Source organism: Pseudomonas sp. RGB (genome assembly GCF_007713445.1).
Classification (GTDB): domain Bacteria; phylum Pseudomonadota; class Gammaproteobacteria; order Pseudomonadales; family Pseudomonadaceae; genus Aquipseudomonas.
Genome location: NZ_VMSH01000024.1, coordinates 9,059 through 24,454, shown reverse-complemented (window position 1 = coordinate 24,454; position 15,396 = coordinate 9,059). Strand labels below are relative to the sequence as shown.

The following is a 15,396-nucleotide window of genomic DNA, read 5'->3' as shown; positions in this document are numbered from 1 at the left end:
ATGTGGCTTAAACCAGTTGCACTTGCAGTCATGCTGCTACCGCTCGTCACGGCCTGTTTTGCCACGCCGTTTCAGCCACCCACTGATGAAGTGGAGCTATGGAAGAAACCGGGTGCGAACAGCCAGGAGGTGTTCGCTTCGATGTTGGCGTGCGGTTCAAAAAACCGATCCGGCATTGATCCCAAGGCCACGCTCCAGCAGAAAGCAGAACGCTTCGAGTGTATGAAGCGTGCAGGCTACACCCGCAGTGACGGTTTTGATCTCTGTGCGCTGGACACCCGGCATGAGCTCAAGGCCTGTGCGTCCGCACGTTGAAGGCACAAGAAATAGGATTTTCCATGAGAGCGTTTCTGATAGCGGGTCTGGCTTTTGCCGTGAGCGGCTGCGGCAATATTGCCAATATCCGGGCTTACTCCACGGCCTATGTCGAACCCGCCTCAGGTGATACCGCGCGTTTGCGCGTAATCACCAATGGCATGGCGCGCGGCGTGCCGGGCCGCGATTGCATCGACTGGCGTGTCCCCGGCGCCGGGGTGATGGCCGTGTCCGAATCCGGCTTTGCGGACAAGAATAATGGTCGCAGCCTGGGCATGCCCGAGAGCAACCGCCGGGTGGAAGGACAAGATCTGGCGCGTACCGAACTCAAAGTGCCGGCGGGCAAGCCTTTCGCCATGAACTTCCAGAGTGAAGGCCACGTTTCCGCCGGATATTCCTATAGTTGCCGGCAAACCTTTCGTTTCACCCCAAAGGCGGGTCAGGACTATGAGCTGGTCCTGTTGGACGGTGGCCAGTGCCTGGTCGCGTTGCAGCGCTTAAACCCAGCTGGAAAACCTGAAAGTGAGCCTGTTGAGAAGGCAGGGCTGTGTAGAGCACTGGATGCCTTTTAGCTCAGCGTATTCAGAATTCCAGCGAGAGGTGGCTATCCGGATATTGCGGATAGTTCAAACCTAAGCGTGAGCCGAATCAATGCGCATCGGGGGCGTGGCCTTTAGCCGACTTGACATACCAGGCGTATCCAAGAGGCAGAGAAGTGAGCCAGCTTGCACTTGCGGAGGAGGCAAGCTGGGCGAAACCAGAACCGAGTTGGTCGTCCGCTTTTGGCCGGTTGATTTCTGTCACGAGGGGCTGCTACCGACCTGAAGAGGTTTCAACGAAGTTTCGCCGACGTACTACGGTGTCCTTTTAGATGGCAATTCAGGTGTAATCGGCAAGCCCGCTCTGAGGATTTAAGCCCCATGACTGACCGCTTGGTGTCAAGCTATCCTGACGTACACCGTACTTTCGATGCTCTAGAACCGGCCGAGAAAACGCGGGTGGCTACTCGTATCGTTCTCTGGGCGGTTGATGAGGTAGGGGGTGACTCTAATGAGGTCGCTGAACTGTTGTCGTGTGGAGGTCGGGCTCGACTTGAGACTATATGCGCTCAAATGGAGGAACAATATTTCTATCTGCTGGAGCGCGACGACGACGGATCTTTTGCTTGGTTTTGCAAGGCCCGCGCATATAGTGCTAGCGTGTTCCTTGCCCGTGACGAACTTGACGACGCGGTCTATGAATCGATTTTCGCGACTGATAAACCGTTCCAGGTCAGCGATTTCTTGTGAAAGCGTTGTGCAGTGTGAGCAACGAAAATCTGTCGATGACCACTTTCGACCCATTGCGAGCATTCGAAGGAGCCAACAGAATCGGGGGGCCTCTTGTGGTGAGGTGACGCATGGTGAGGATTGAAGTATCTGAAGAAGCCGACTGGACGCTTTGACGTCCCTCAACTAAGCGCTAAGCAAGGTAGGTTTCGCGATGAAAAGCTGGATAGCTAATACGAAAGTTAATGCACTTTAAGGGGCTAGCTCTCAAAAATTTGATGGCGTGATGCTTAGGCGGGCCCTTATAGAATACTGCGACAGATATCAAAAAATTTACCCTTTGAAATTCTGGAAGAGCCACTTGAGTTTCTGAAAAACAACGTAAATTCAGATGATGAATATAGGGAAATGCGAGCGCTTCTCAGGATTGCAGCTGAAGAATACTGCGTTAGTTTAAACGAGATAGCCGATGCTCTTCTTGACCTGATAGACACGCGCATCCTTTCCACGGACCAAGCAAAGAAAATCATCAGCCACGTTTTCGAAGCATTTTCCTGCAATGAAAGCCCCGAAGATTTCATTCCAAGAGAGGATGCCTACTTGTGCAAAAACCTATTTGCGATTACCTCCAGTTAGCAAATGGTTGAAACCTCTAGCCTGGCTCACAATGACTGGCGCCGATTGGCGCAACTAGATACTCACCTCGGGACACTTTTGGGCCTTGATGACCGGCTGCTTTTGGCCGAAAGCAGCCCCTTTCCACGCTAACCGGTCTACCATGGCATCCCCCGGCAGTGGTCCATGCGCTCCCGATCATTTTTTCTCAAGGTATCGCCATGTCCATCGACCAAATCTCCCTCCCTAAAGGCGTAGGCCCTCACGCCATCAAGCTGCTCGACGCCATCACCGGTGCTTCCTCCCACGAAGAACTCAACCGCGCTGGCGGCAAAGCCGAAGGCTTTGTGTTGGGGCTGGAAGCCACCAAAGCCATCAAAAGCCAGATCGCCGAGTCGTTGTATGTGGCTTACGACGATGCGGCGAGTAACCGCGCGGGTGAGTTGAAGGGTTAAGAACAGGCAATGCAGGACGTTGTGCGTGCAGGTCGTTAAACTGGGCGCCTTTTTATTTCTCAGGATGAGGCTGTCATGTTCAAAGTTGCTCTTGCGTCACTGCTGCTGGCGTGTGCCTTCGGCGCTCAAGCGGATACGACTGTTGATGTGTCAAAGATTTACGGCAACATCAAGTTTGTCAGTAGCTTCCCGGACTATAAGGTCAAGGTGGTAAACAGTTTCCCTGACCTTAAGGTAAAGCAGGTGAGCAGTTTTCCCGATTCGGCCGGCAAGTGGAAAACAGTCGAGAGTTTCCCCGACTACAAGATCCAGATTGTTGACTCCTTTCCAGACTTCACCATTCAGTACGTTGATTCATTCCCTGGGGTTAATTGAAGGCAGCGCCTTCAGCGGCGCTGCCGTGGGCTGTGGGTCAGCCAGGGCAAGGCGCTTCACGGTCGAGCAATTTGGCGGTGAGCAGCACGCCCAGTTCGCTCAGTTGGTGGATGGCCAGGGCGATGTCGCGGTGTTTGCCGCACAGGTCTTCGGACAGGTCGAGCAGCAGGGTGCTGACGCTGGTGAAGGTTTCGTAGCTGTTGGTGATGAGGGTTTCGGTGCTGGCGTCGGGGACGACGGTGAAGAGGGTGGTTGAGTCAGTTGTGACATTAGCCATTGTTAAGTTCCTTGCTTGGGCTACAACCTCATCGCTACTAAACGAAAAGGCGGTAGCTGTACGCAGGTTAGTAGACCGGTGGAACCTAACAAAACCGGCGCACCCGAGGGTGCCCTACGCACAGCCACCATCAAGCGCAGACGAGAACGTCTGACAGATGAAGCTTATGCACTTGTTAGGTTAAACCGTGGGCTACTAAACCCGATCACTGAACATTCAGCGACCGAGCCACCTTAGAGACGGCCACCCCAGCGCACAAGCCGGCGGATTCTGACGCACGCGTAGGCAATGGGGCAAGGTGCTGCGGGCCGTTCGCAATGTCCCAGGCTGAGGAAACTCCTTTTGTGGCGAGCAGGCTTGCCCTGCGTTGGGGTGCGAAGCGGCCCTAAAACCGGCGACCGAGTTTTACTGTTGGACCGCGGTGGCTGGGTTGGGAGCGCTGCGCACTCCAGCGCAGGGCAAGCCTGCTCGCCACAACAAGCACTCAAGCCACAACAAGCCTGCTTGCCACAACCGTGCCGGGTTTAAAACGCCTGATTCACCCCAACACCACGCATGATCGAAAACCGTGGGTCGATCAGCTTCAGCGTTTGCTCGCCCTTCAAACGCCCGACTACCACGTGGTAGGTCTTTGGCACTTCGGAGAGGTTTTCCGGGTTGCGGGCCAGTTTTTCAATCGCCGGGGTGTTGGCCCAGTCGGCGATGGTTTTCTGGCGAATGTCGACGGTTACCACCCAGGATTTGTCCACGGCGGCGCCCATGGGGTTGGTGTTGGCGGCAATGTTCTGGACCTTGGCGATTTCATAGCCCTGGGCGTAGCAGAACCCGGACTCCTGCTGCACGTAGGCGGCGCGGCCGGCGTCGGTGAGGGTGTAGGTGTTGTCGCTTTTGGCCAGCAGGCCAGCGTTGGTCAGCGCATCGAAGGCCGGCTGGTTGGCGCTGGAGGTGCCGCTCATGACGCTGTCACTCAAGGTCACCGGGAAGCTGTTGAACATCGCCGCCTTTACGCAGGAAGCCCCTTCCAGCCTGGGTTGCAGCGCGGCTTGAATGTCGGCGTCCGATGGGCTGTCGCTGCAGGCGGTGAGCAGCAACGCGGCGGCGGTGATGAGGGCCATTTCTCTGATTCGCATCGTTTTATCCTTGACGATTGGTGGTGGGCGGGCAAAGTGTATAGAAATATTGCTGTCACGAAACCCTCCCGCCAGTCGTGTAGGGTCGGTGGCTTGAGCCGCGCTGAACACCCAAGGATTAACCATGACATTGACCGTCAACACCCTGCTCGAACTGGCCATGGCCAACCCCATCAACGCCCAGATCACCGCACGCCTGCCCGATCTCGGTGTGGAGCAGTGCATGCTCACGGCGGGCTGCCTGTTCCAGGCCGTATGGAACCATCAGTCAAACTTGCCTGCGGCTCAGGGCGTAAAGGACTACGACGTCTTTTACTTCGACACGGATCTGTCCTACGAAGCGGAGGACAAGGTGATCCGCGCCGCCGAACGGCTGTTTGAGGATTTGGGCGTTAACGTCGAGGTCAAGAACCAGGCGCGGGTGCACCTTTGGTACGGCGAGCGCTTTGGTCGGCCTTATCCACAGTTGCGCTCGGCTAAACAGGGCGTGGACCGTTACCTGGTGGCCGGCACCTGCATCGGGCTGGAGATCGACACCGGCGAGGTGTATGCGCCCTATGGCTTAGCGGATGTGGAGCAGGGCGTGTTGCGCATCAACCCGCTGCACCCGGAGCCTGAGTTGTTCGCCGCCAAGGCCCGCAGTTATCAAGCGCGCTGGCCTTGGCTGAAGATCGTGGCGCCGGATGATTTGTGAACTTTTACCGGCTCCCCATGCGTCCTATCTTCAAATGAACCCTGAGAGTGGATAGCTCATGATCTTCCTGATTTTCCTCATCGCCTGCGCCGCCGCCGCCAGCACCGGCGTTATTTTCAAGCCCGGCCAGTGGTACGAAAGCCTGGTCAAACCCAGCTTCACCCCACCCAACTGGCTGTTTCCGGTGGCCTGGACGGTCATCTATCTGCTACTCGCCTGGGCGGGCTATCGCCTGACGATGATCCCCGGCAGCCAATTGGCCCTGGGCTTGTGGGCGGCGCAGATTGCGCTGAACACGCTGTGGACGCCGGTGTTTTTCGGCGCGCATAACCTCTTCGCCGGGATGGTGGTGATCGTGCTGCTGTGGCTCGTAGTAGCGGCGTTGGTGGTGATGGCGTTGCGGTTGGACTTGATCACCGGGTTGATCCTGTTTCCGTACCTGGCGTGGCTGAGCGTGGCGGCGGCGTTGAATTTCTCGATTCTGCGGAACAATCGCTGATGGCCTACACACCGTGGCCTGCCAGCGAGCCTGAGCTGGCGCAGATGCGCGACTTCAACAAGAAGCTTGCCTGGATGCCGCGCTTTAAAATCCGCAACCGCGTCACGCCGCGTGTGATTCAGGCGCTGTTGCGGGTCAGCCAAACGCTCAAAAAAGCGCCGCCGGCAGAAACCCGCACGGTGGGCGCGGTGCCCGTGCGTATTCTGCGGCCGGCGGGCAAACCCAAAGGCGTGGTACTGGATATCCACGGCGGCGGCTGGGTGATTGGCAATGCGCAGATGGATGACGACCTGAACCTGGGCATGGTGCAGGCGTGTGGCGTGGCGGTGGTGTCGGTGGACTATCGGCTGGCGGTCGACACGCCGGTTGAAGGGCTGATGGAGGACTGCCTGAATGCTGCGCGCTGGTTGCTCAGCAGTGACGAGTTTGCTGATTTGCCGGTGTTTGTCGTGGGTGAGTCCGCCGGTGGGCATCTGGCGGCGGCAACCTTGCTGGCGCTTAAGCAATGGCCGGATTTGCTCAAGCGTGTGCGCGGTGCGGTGTTGTACTACGGCGTATACGACTTGACCGGCACACCGAGCGTGCGCACGGCGGGGCCGGAGACATTGTTGCTGGACGGGCCGGGAATGGTCGAGGCGCTGCGCATGCTGACGCCGGGGTTGAATGATGAACAACGTCGGCAACCGCCGTTGTCACCGTTGTATGGCGACCTGACCGGTTTGCCGCCGGCGTTGATGTTTGTCGGCGAACGGGACCCGTTGCTGGATGACACGTTGCAGATGGCCGAACGCTGGGGCGCGGCTGCGCATGTTGAGGCACACCTGTTGCCGGAGTCGGCCCATGGGTTTATTCATTTTCCGGTGGCGATGGCAGATGGCGTACTTGCTTACAGTCGGGAGTGGATATCGGCGAGGATCCAGGCTGTTCATCCCGCACTCGTCGAGCTATAAAGCTGCTGCGATTTGTGTTCAAGGGAATGCAAGCACTTGTAGGGTGATCACGGATGTATATCTACAAAATGGTTCAGGTGCCACCGAACATTGAAGTTCGGGCGAAAGAGCATAGGGGCAATGAGGCTGCAGCCTACCTTGAGAATGTAGTTAATGCTCACGCCGAGGATGGTTGGGAGTTCTATCGAATCGACACAATCGGCGTCTCCGTCAAAGCCGGTTGCTTCGATGCGCTGTTTGGGAAGAAAGATGTGCTCAGCAGCTACTACGTGATTTCTTTGCGCAAGCCTCGATGATCAAGCGCTGTGCCTTGTCAGCGATTCGCTGGTACCAGCGAGTCGCTCCCAGCCGACTGCGCGATGCTTGTCGGTTTGAGCCTACCTGCTCCAATTATGCTATTCAGGCTATCGAGAAGTATGGCGTTATGCAGGGCTGTCGCAAAACCGCCGGGCGTATTTGCAGGTGTCGTTACCCGAACGGCGGGCAGGATTTCCCCTAAGCATTCACGCGTTCGGTGCTCCCAGTGACTACCGCGTCGATTCCCGAAGTGGCGCAAAGTGTTCACGCCTTGGCCTTCCAGCGTGGAGTCCTGAAAAGTGAAGATAGAGTGGGCGATATCTTTCAGATTCTCCTGCAAGTTGGGTAACCTCTGACACCCTCATTTTCAGACTCTCGCAAGGACGCATACGTGGCCATTTCCCATGCAGTGGTAGGGCTATCGGCATTTTTGCTGGTGGCAGGTGTTCAAGCCGCCGAATATTACTTCTCGTTTGATGTGCCCTACGGGCAGTACGAGCGGCAATTCAAAATGAAGACCCCAGGTGACGGTACGTTGAGCTGCACGGTGTTCATCGAAAAAGAGTACCGGGGCGAGAAGTGGGTGCCGGCAGTGATTCTGGCCGCTGCCGAAGACGATGCCGAGGACGACACGCTGTTTCTGTCCAGTTCTACCGAGCCAAACGGCGGACCGCGCACGTTCCACCTGCGCACGTTCAACCAGGCGAAGCCGGTCATCGACAAGACGCTGTGGGAGGCTCCCGATGAGAAGGGCGTGTATAAGATGGCCGTGTCGTGGTATGCCAATGGCGCCATCGGTTATCAGTACGGCATCTATGCGAGTTGGCAAGAGAAGCAGTTCGTCGAGAAGCCAGGCTTTTCCACTCGCCATGTCAGCGTCCATGCGTCGGGCGTGAAGGGATCTGCTTTGTGCTACGTGCAGACTAAATGACACTGAGCGAGTGGGTGGGAACTTAAAAGCTGATCGATAAGTCAGGTTAATCAGTTGCTCATTTCCCATTATCAGGACTTCACCATGCGCGAATACACCCTGAACTACCTGTTCAACGACGAGCCCCGCACCCACGTGTTTGAACTCAAACAGCCTGAACTGCCCGTGCACGAGGCGGCGATGCATTTACTGCAATTGCATTTTGGCGATGCGGAGAATGGGTTGATCCTGCCGCCTGCGGATGCGACGCCCGAGGAGATTCTGGAGCAGGCGCAGGTGGTAGGGATCAGCCAGATCAAAGTTGTATGAACGAGCGACCGGTCATTCAGGACGTGACCTGCGACGACATTCCAGCAGTGCTGGACTTTGTCCTTGAGGCTCGCAGCGAGCTTTTCCCCAAGCTCAGCGCAGCCGGCATGCCGGACGATCTGGCGCGATTTGAAGCGGTGTATGTTCATGGCGACGGCCAGTTCCTGATCGCCCGCGTTGATGGCCAAATTGTTGCGGCCATCGGCTATGTGCCCTAAGACGGGCGCTTCTCCCAGTTGAATTACCAGGGCCTCAAGACGGTGGAGGTGGTGCGCCTGTTTGTGGCGCCGGCGTTGCGCCGATTCGGGTTGGCGGGTGAGTTGTACAGCGCGCTGGAGGCGAAGGCGCGCGGGGAGGGGGTGGAGATGGTTTACCTGCATACTCATCCGTTTCTTGCTGGTGCGATTGATTTTTGGCTTCGGCAGGGGTTTGAGATTGTTGATGTCGAGGCGGATCCGGTTTGGCGGACGACGCATATGCAGCGGTCTCTGTAGCTGCTTCAAGGACCCCGGGCAGCCGACCTGATTCTGGAAGCCGAACTCAATCAAATGTGGGAGCTGGCTTGCCCGCGAAGGCGGTGTGTCAGTGATACAACAGTCGGCTGACCCACCGCTATCGCAGGCAAGCCAGCTCCCACATTTTAACGGCGTTCAGCCAGTCAGTTAGAGCGCAATCGCAGGATCTGCGCGCCGTCAAACGGGTCCGTCAGGTAGTGCGCCTGTACCCCGAATGTCTCTTGCAATCGCTGCGGCGTCAGCACCTCCAGTGGCGGGCCCAGCGCCACCAGGCAGCCATGATCCAGCACAGCCAAACGATCACAGGTCAGCGCCTGGTTGAGGTCATGCAGCGCAATCAACGTGGTCACCGGCAAGGCCTGCACGCCCTTCAAGATCGCCAGTTGATGCTGGATATCCAAGTGATTGGTCGGCTCATCCAGCAGCAGAATCTGCGGCCGTTGCGCCAGGGCACGGGCGATGTGCACGCGTTGGCGTTCGCCGCCCGAGAGGCTGCGCCACGCGCGTTTGCTCAGGTGGTTGGCGTCCACGTCGTGCAGCGCCTGGCGCACGATGGCGTCGTCTTCTTCAGACCAGGGGCTCAGCGCCGACAGCCAGGGCGTGCGGCCCAGCGCCACGGCGTCGAACACGCGGATGGCATCGTCGGTATCAGCCTGCTGCTCCACCACGGCCAGTTGCTGCGCGATGGCGCGCCGGGATAGGCGGCCCAAGTGCTGGCCGCCCAACAGCACTTCACCGGACGCCGGTGCACGCAAACCGGCGAGCAGTTTGAGCAGGGTGGACTTGCCGGAACCGTTCGGCCCGACAATGCCCAAGGTTTCACCCTGCTGAACGTCAAGGTGGATATCGCGCAGCAACTCGGCGTCGCGCACTTTGAACCCCAGCCCTGTGCAACTGAGCACCGTCATCGCGCGTTTCTCCGGCCGATCAGGATCAATGCAAACACCGGCGCGCCGACCAGCGCGGTAACCACGCCGACCGGAATCACCTGGCCCTTGATCAGCGTGCGCGAGAGCACGTCGGCAGCAATCAAAAACAGCGCGCCGCCCAAGGCGCTGGCCGGCAGCAGCCGTGAATGCCCGGTACCGATCAGCAGGCGCACGGCATGCGGAATCACCAGCCCGACAAAGCCAATGGAGCCGACAATCGACACCATCACCGCCGTCACCAGCGCCGCACAGCCCACCAGCACAAACTGCGCTCGGCGCACTGGAATGCCCAGCGAGGCCGCCGAGTCGGTGCCGAAGGTGAAGGCATCCAGGGCACGCCGATGCCACAGGCACACCGCCAGGCCTGCGACGGTCACCGGCACCGCCAGCCACACCGACGGCCAGCGCACCCCGCTGAGGTTGCCCAGCAGCCAGAACATAATGCCGCGTGCCTGCTCGGAGCTGGCGGACTTGGTGATCAGGAACGCGGTGAGGGCGTTGAACAGCTGTGAGCCGGCGATGCCGGCGAGGATGATCTGGCCGGTGCCGCTCGCCGAGCCGCTGGCGCGCGCCAGCAGAATCACCAGCGCAAAGGCCGCCATGGCGCCGACAAACGCACCTGCCGACAGCGAAACCAGCCCGCCGCCGACGCCGATCAGCGCCACCAGTACCGCGCCGGTCGAGGCGCCGGCGCTGATGCCCAGCAGATAAGGATCGGCCAACGGGTTACGCAACAGCGACTGCAAGATCACCCCGCACGTGGCCAACCCGGCACCGCACGCGGCGGCGACCAGGGCGCGGGTCAGGCGGTAATTCCACACCACGCCTTCGTCGATTGGGTCAAGCGCATAACCGGCTGCCCACAGTTTGTTGGCCAGCACTTGCAACACCACCTGCGGCGCGATGGCGGTTTCGCCGATGGCCACCCCGGCGAGCACGGCGAGCAACAGCAGCGCCAGGGCGAGAAGGGTACGCATCATTTGTGCAGGTCGTAGCCATCAATGGCGCCGGCCAGCTGTTCCAGGCCATCGAACGTGCGCACGCTGGCCTGTAATGCTAGGGCGTCGAGGATGATGATGCGGTTGTTTTTCACCGCGTCCATGTTGCGCGTCACTGGGTCACTGCGCAGGAAGGCGAGTTTCTTTTCATGGTCGTCGGCCGGGTAGCGGCGCCGGTCCATGCGCGCGATCACCAGAAAGGTCGGGTTGGCCTTGGCAATGGTCTCCCAGCCGACGGCGGGCCACTCTTCATCGGACTGCACCACGTTGCGCAGGCCCAGGGTTTGGAGCATGAATTCGGGCACGCCCTTGTGGCCGGCCACGTACGGGTCGCTGGCCATTTCCGAGCTGGAGAACCACACCAATGCGCTGGCCTGCTTGAGGCCTTTGCTGTGGGCGGTGGCAATGGATTTGGCCAGGCGCGCCTTGAGCTCGTCGTTCAATTGTTGGCCGCGCGCCTGTACATCGAAAATCTCGGCCAATTGGCTGATGCTCTTATAGACGGTCTCGACGCGAAACGGCTCCAGCCGCGTGCCGTCGGCGCCCACCAGGTTGTCCTTGGCTTCGCAGTCGGAGGGCAGCAGGTAGGTGGGGATCTTCAGCTCGTGAAACTGCTCGCGGGTGCCGACCACGCCTTGCGGGCCCACCACCCATTCCAGCTCGGCCGCCACCAGTTGCGGGCGCTTGGCGATCACCGCTTCGAAGCTGGGTTCGTTGTTGGCCAGGCGCTCAATGGCGTCGTTCTGCGCCTTGAATTGCGGCAATACGTTGTTGAACCACAGCGAGGTGCCGACCACTTTGTCGCCCACGCCCAAGGCGTAAAGCATCTCGGTGGCGGCCTGGCCGATGGTCACCGTGCGCGCAGGCGCCTGCTCAAAGGTCAGGGTGCTACCGCAGTTCTGCACCGTCAGCGGGTAGTGAGTGGGCGTCGCTTGGGCCAGGGCACAAAAGCCCAGGGCGGTGATCAGGGCGCTAACGCGTGGCAACATCGGGCAATCTCCGGGTAAACCGTACGTGGAACTGGGGAGGTACGGCCCGGAAATACACCCTGGAGCGCTGCGGGCATCGCAGGGCGCGGAGGTACTTCCCGGACACCCCGCCGGTTAGTGATTTTGCTGGGCCGGCAGGTCTCCTGACTGATGCGTCGTCGCCACGCTCCGGCCTTCCCGGGCAATGCCCAGTGGCGATGTGGAGCAGGCTCAGCACCTACAGTTGCGGGGGCAGTTCCGATTGGCGCAATGAACGCGCTTCGGATTCCCTATTAGTCCCGTGTGGGAACCGGCGCGGTATGGTAGTCGATCATGCCCGCAAGGGGGAGCCTGTCCACGCGCAATTGGCAGGCCGCCGGGGGTCTCTATCTGCGGATATAGGGTGTACCATCAGTCTCTGTTCATCAGATATTAGTCAGACATGCCCACGCTTAGCGAAGAGAGCCGCCGGATCGTAGCTTCTCTGGCGCACCGTGTTGGTCCGCAGGCTGACACTGCAAGCATCGCCGCGGCGGTTGTTTCGATTTTGCAGGATGTGGGCGCAGCACTGGCGCCCGTCATCGGCCAGCAAGGCGTTGCCGCGCTGTACCGTCGCAGCTTCCATCTGTGCGTCTCGACCCATCCACGCCTGGCCGCCACCTATGACAGTGTGCCGGCCGCGATGGACTTGATTGCCCTCAAATCCGTACTCGTCGAGCAGAACGAAACCGATGCGCTGTTTTTCGGTGAGGTGTTGCTGACGACCCTCTACGAGCTTCTGACCACGCTGATCGGGCCTTCACTCACCGCACGTCTGCTGGTTGGCGTGTGGCAGCCTTCTTCGAGCGACACCTCTTCGCAGGAAATTTCGCCATGAGCACCAAAGTGACTATCAACCGCCTGGCCACGGGTGTGCCAGGACTGGACGAGGTACTGGGCGGTGGCCTGCCGGAGTTTTCGTTCAACCTGATCGCCGGCCCGCCAGGCTGCGGCAAAACCACCCTCGCGCACCAGATGATGTTTGCGCTGGCCACGCCGGAGCGTCCGGCGCTGTTCTTTACCGTGCTCGGTGAGCCGCCGTTGAAGATGCTGCGCTATCAGCAGCAATTCGATTTTTTCGACGACGCCGCCATCAACCGGTCGATTCGTTATATAAACCTGGCGGACGACACCCTGGCGGGCGACCTGGACGAGGTATTGCGGCGCATTGTCAGCGAGGTCGAGGCGCATTCGCCGTCGCTGGTGTTTGTCGATTCGTTCCGCTCCGTGGTGCTGGCCAGCCAGACGCAGCACAACCCGAACAACAACCTGCCGCAGTTCATCCAGCAGTTGGGCATGTTGATGACCACGTGGCAGGCGACCACCTTCCTGATCGGTGAATATTTCACCGAGACGGACACCAATCCGATTTTCACCGTGGCCGATGGCCTGATCTGGCTGCGCCAGAGCGTTGAGCGCAATTCGATGGTGCGCAAGATGGAAATCATGAAGATGCGCGGCCAACCGACCTTGCCGGGGCTGCACACCTTTCGTATTGCCACCTCGGGGGTCAAGGTGTTCCCGCCGGCCGCCGTCAACCGTGCGGTTGAAGCGCCGTCGACGTTCCCGATCACCCGCCTGAAAATGGGCGTGCCGGCGCTTGATGAGATGCTCGGCGGCGGCCTGCCTCGTGGTTATTCGCTATTGGTGGCCGGCCCGTCCGGATCGGGCAAGAGCATCCTGGCGGCGACCTTCCTCGCTGAAGGCGTGCGCAACGGCGAAACCGGGGTGATTGCGGCGTTCGAGCAACGGCCCAACCATTCGCAGAACCCTCAGTTGGCCGAGTTGATCAAGAGCGGGAAAGTCAGTCTGGTGGACAGCCGCGCGCCGGACCTGTCCATCGACGAAATCGTGCAACTGCTGCTCAGTGAAATCAGCCGGTTGAAAGCCACCCGTGTGGTGATTGACTCGCTGTCAGGCTTTGAGCTGGCGTTGGCGCCTACCTTCCGTGCGGATTTTCGCGAGTCGCTGTCACGCATGGTCACTGCGCTGACCGCCGTTGGGGTCAGCGTGTTGATGACCTCGGAGCTCGAAGACCGTTACACCGACCTGCGCTTCAGCCCTTATGGCACCGCGTTTCTGACCGACGCGATCATCGTGCAGCGCTATATCGAAGTACAAAGCCGGTTACTGCGCATCATGGCCGTGGTCAAAGTGCGCGCCAGCGCCCACTCCGACCAACTGCGCCAGTACCACATCGACGATAACGGCCTGCAGATTCGCGACATGCTGCCCGAGCAGGAAGGGTTGCTGGGTGGGCACCCGACCCGGCAGGTTTCAGCGAAAACCAAACATGTGTGAGCCCGACTCATGAGTGGCGGCGACGGCAAGCCTGAAAGTGAGCTGACCACGGCGGCTCACGAGCTGTTCCTCATTGGCCAAAAAACCGTTGAGGCGCGTGCGGCGCTCGCGGCGCTGCAGCAGCAATTGACTGACGCCAGCAGCCGTCTGGTGGATACCCAGCACGTCGAGCAGGTGATTGAAGCTAACCAGCAGTTGGTGCTGGCGATCCTCCTTGCGCAGTCGGACGCCGCCAGCCCGCCGCTCCTGGAGGAACAACGCCTGTACCAGGAGCTTCGCGAGGCGAATGCGCAGTTGGTGATCGCGGCGCTCAGTGCGCAAGACCTGCAGGCCACGGCCGAGCGTGCGTTGAGTCAGCAGAAAAGCATCCTGGCGATGGTGGCGCATGAGCTGCGCAACCCATTGACGCCGATCAGCATGATCGCCGAGCGCATGGTTCGCCTGCCCAGCGATCAGCTGCCGCGCATGCGTGCGCTGATTGAAGGTCAGGTGCAGCATATTTCTCAGTTGGTCGACGACTTGCTGGACGTGTCCCGCGTCAGCACGGGCAAGCTGCGCATCGATCGACGCGATGTAGACATGCTGCAGATCCTCAGAAGTGCCATTGATGCCTGCGGCCCGGTGATGCGGGCGAAGAAGCAGCAATTTGATGCCCACCTGCCTGACGGCCAACTGATGATGAGCGCAGACCCCGGGCGCCTTGCGCAGATTCTGCACAACCTGCTGGCCAACGCGGCCAAGTACACGCCGGTGGGTGGCTCGATTGTGCTGGCTGTGACCGCGACGGACGCGCTGCGGATCAGCATTTGTGACAACGGCATCGGCGTTTCGGCCAAGGCGCTGCCGCTGATCTTTGACCCTTACGTGCAGGATGAACACGCCATCGGCTTCAACGGCTCGGGCTTGGGGATCGGGCTCACGGTGGTGCGCGAGCTGGTTGAAGCACATGGCGGCAAGGTCACCGCCAAAAGCGCGGGCAAGGGCAAGGGCAGTGAGTTTGTGGTGACGCTGCCGTTGTTGAACGGCTGACTCGTGTATTTGCGATCCAGCCACAGGGGCTACGCGTTACAGAATTCATGCACGGCCACCTACACCGCAAATCAAAGGTGGGAGCGGGCTTGAGTGGGAGCGGGCTTGCTCGCGAATGCAGTCTGTCAGTCGACAAATTTGCCAACTGATACACCGCCTTCGCGAGCAAGCCCGCTCCCACAGTTGAAGGGTGTTGCCTGTTTTATTTGCGATCCAGCCACACGGTCTGTGCATTGCAGAATTCACGCACGGCCACAAACGCCGCAGATCAAAGGTGGGAGCTGGCTTGCCTGCGATTGCAGTGTGTCAGCCAAGCAGTTGTCACTGACCCACCGCTATCGCAGGCAAGCCAGCTCCCACAGTTGAAAGGTGTTGCCTGTTTTATTTGCGATCCAGCCACACGGTCTGCGCGTTGCAGAAATCACGCACGGCCACAAACGCCGCAAATCAAAGGTGGGAGCTGGCTTGCCTGCGATTGCAGTGTGTCAGCCAAGCAGTTGTC

General features: G+C 59.6%; 20 protein-coding genes, 1 pseudogene and 1 riboswitch. Of the genes and pseudogenes, 16 read left to right on the top strand and 5 right to left on the bottom strand.

Annotated features, from left to right (window positions below; translation table 11 throughout):
- The 5 genes from FPT15_RS28010 (at position 1) to FPT15_RS27990 (ending at position 3,028) form a co-directional block, all read left to right on the top strand.
- Positions 1-315 (top strand): hypothetical protein, encoded by a 315-nt coding sequence (locus FPT15_RS28010; RefSeq protein WP_119742569.1) that lies wholly within the window; start codon positions 1-3, stop codon positions 313-315.
- 23 nt (positions 316-338) lie between these two features.
- The gene (locus FPT15_RS28005; RefSeq protein WP_119742571.1) at positions 339-887 is read left to right on the top strand and encodes a hypothetical protein; all 549 of its coding nucleotides are present in this window, start codon (positions 339-341) and stop codon (positions 885-887) included.
- A gap of 348 nt (positions 888-1,235) precedes the next feature.
- The gene (locus tag FPT15_RS28000) at positions 1,236-1,604 is read left to right on the top strand and encodes a hypothetical protein (protein WP_119742573.1); all 369 of its coding nucleotides are present in this window, start codon (positions 1,236-1,238) and stop codon (positions 1,602-1,604) included.
- Between the two features lie 815 nt (positions 1,605-2,419).
- On the top strand, positions 2,420-2,653 hold the full coding sequence (locus FPT15_RS27995) for a hypothetical protein (protein ID WP_145166007.1): 234 nt from the start codon (positions 2,420-2,422) through the stop codon (positions 2,651-2,653).
- 75 nt (positions 2,654-2,728) lie between these two features.
- Positions 2,729-3,028 (top strand): hypothetical protein, encoded by a 300-nt coding sequence (locus FPT15_RS27990; protein WP_017136894.1) that lies wholly within the window; start codon positions 2,729-2,731, stop codon positions 3,026-3,028.
- 37 nt (positions 3,029-3,065) lie between these two features.
- On the opposite strand, the gene FPT15_RS27985 is transcribed toward FPT15_RS27990, so the two are convergent.
- A complete protein-coding gene (locus tag FPT15_RS27985) occupies positions 3,066-3,305 on the bottom strand; it encodes a DUF6124 family protein (protein ID WP_145166006.1) in 240 nt (79 codons plus the stop codon).
- Positions 3,306-3,829: 524 nt separating this feature from the next.
- Positions 3,830-4,435 carry a hypothetical protein gene (locus tag FPT15_RS27980; protein WP_178119761.1) on the bottom strand — a complete coding sequence of 202 codons (606 nt, stop codon included), beginning with the start codon at positions 4,433-4,435 and terminating at the stop codon, positions 3,830-3,832.
- A 124-nt stretch (positions 4,436-4,559) separates the two neighbouring features.
- Between FPT15_RS27980 and FPT15_RS27975 the strand changes: the two genes are divergently transcribed.
- The 8 genes and pseudogenes from FPT15_RS27975 (at position 4,560) to FPT15_RS27940 (ending at position 8,609) form a co-directional block, all read left to right on the top strand.
- Positions 4,560-5,129, top strand: coding sequence for a nucleotidyltransferase family protein (locus FPT15_RS27975; RefSeq protein ID WP_145166005.1), 570 nt, complete (start codon positions 4,560-4,562; stop codon positions 5,127-5,129).
- 58 nt (positions 5,130-5,187) lie between these two features.
- Entirely contained in the window at positions 5,188-5,628 is a 441-nt protein-coding gene (locus FPT15_RS27970; RefSeq protein WP_124418050.1) for a TspO/MBR family protein, read from the top strand.
- Positions 5,628-6,578: an alpha/beta hydrolase gene (locus FPT15_RS27965; RefSeq protein ID WP_145166004.1), complete on the top strand. Its 951-nt coding sequence runs from the start codon at positions 5,628-5,630 to the stop codon at positions 6,576-6,578. Before FPT15_RS27970 ends, FPT15_RS27965 begins: the two co-directional genes overlap by 1 nt.
- 53 nt (positions 6,579-6,631) lie before the next feature.
- On the top strand, positions 6,632-6,874 hold the full coding sequence (locus FPT15_RS27960) for a DUF4177 domain-containing protein (protein WP_145166003.1): 243 nt from the start codon (positions 6,632-6,634) through the stop codon (positions 6,872-6,874).
- Positions 6,871-7,077: a membrane protein insertion efficiency factor YidD gene (gene yidD, locus FPT15_RS27955; protein WP_145166002.1), complete on the top strand. Its 207-nt coding sequence runs from the start codon at positions 6,871-6,873 to the stop codon at positions 7,075-7,077. Before FPT15_RS27960 ends, yidD begins: the two co-directional genes overlap by 4 nt.
- A gap of 189 nt (positions 7,078-7,266) precedes the next feature.
- The gene (locus FPT15_RS27950) at positions 7,267-7,806 is read left to right on the top strand and encodes a hypothetical protein (RefSeq protein WP_145166001.1); all 540 of its coding nucleotides are present in this window, start codon (positions 7,267-7,269) and stop codon (positions 7,804-7,806) included.
- An 84-nt stretch (positions 7,807-7,890) separates the two neighbouring features.
- On the top strand, positions 7,891-8,115 hold the full coding sequence (locus FPT15_RS27945; protein ID WP_145166000.1) for a hypothetical protein: 225 nt from the start codon (positions 7,891-7,893) through the stop codon (positions 8,113-8,115).
- A pseudogene (locus FPT15_RS27940) lies at positions 8,112-8,609 on the top strand (GNAT family N-acetyltransferase). The gene FPT15_RS27945 and the pseudogene FPT15_RS27940 overlap by 4 nt, the downstream one beginning before the upstream one ends.
- Before the next feature lie 164 nt (positions 8,610-8,773).
- Here FPT15_RS27940 and FPT15_RS27935 read toward each other — a convergent pair.
- The 3 genes from FPT15_RS27935 to FPT15_RS27925 are packed head-to-tail and all read right to left on the bottom strand — an operon-like array spanning position 8,774 to position 11,546.
- Positions 8,774-9,538, bottom strand: coding sequence for an ABC transporter ATP-binding protein (locus FPT15_RS27935; protein WP_145165999.1), 765 nt, complete (start codon positions 9,536-9,538; stop codon positions 8,774-8,776).
- A complete protein-coding gene (locus FPT15_RS27930; RefSeq protein ID WP_145165998.1) occupies positions 9,535-10,539 on the bottom strand; it encodes an iron ABC transporter permease in 1,005 nt (334 codons plus the stop codon). Before FPT15_RS27930 ends, FPT15_RS27935 begins: the two co-directional genes overlap by 4 nt.
- Positions 10,536-11,546: an ABC transporter substrate-binding protein gene (locus FPT15_RS27925; RefSeq protein WP_145165997.1), complete on the bottom strand. Its 1,011-nt coding sequence runs from the start codon at positions 11,544-11,546 to the stop codon at positions 10,536-10,538. Before FPT15_RS27925 ends, FPT15_RS27930 begins: the two co-directional genes overlap by 4 nt.
- 115 nt (positions 11,547-11,661) lie before the next feature.
- A riboswitch (cobalamin riboswitch) is annotated at positions 11,662-11,855 on the bottom strand.
- A 112-nt stretch (positions 11,856-11,967) separates the two neighbouring features.
- Between FPT15_RS27925 and FPT15_RS27920 the strand changes: the two genes are divergently transcribed.
- From FPT15_RS27920 to FPT15_RS27910, 3 genes are read left to right on the top strand one after another with little or no spacing between them, the layout of a single operon-like run.
- Complete coding sequence (locus FPT15_RS27920) at positions 11,968-12,402, top strand: hypothetical protein (RefSeq protein ID WP_256676531.1); 435 nt, start codon at positions 11,968-11,970, stop codon at positions 12,400-12,402.
- Positions 12,399-13,865 carry an ATPase domain-containing protein gene (locus tag FPT15_RS27915; protein WP_145165996.1) on the top strand — a complete coding sequence of 489 codons (1,467 nt, stop codon included), beginning with the start codon at positions 12,399-12,401 and terminating at the stop codon, positions 13,863-13,865. Before FPT15_RS27920 ends, FPT15_RS27915 begins: the two co-directional genes overlap by 4 nt.
- 9 nt (positions 13,866-13,874) lie before the next feature.
- Positions 13,875-14,894 (top strand): sensor histidine kinase KdpD, encoded by a 1,020-nt coding sequence (locus FPT15_RS27910; protein ID WP_145165995.1) that lies wholly within the window; start codon positions 13,875-13,877, stop codon positions 14,892-14,894.
- Positions 14,895-15,396 lie beyond the last annotated feature (502 nt).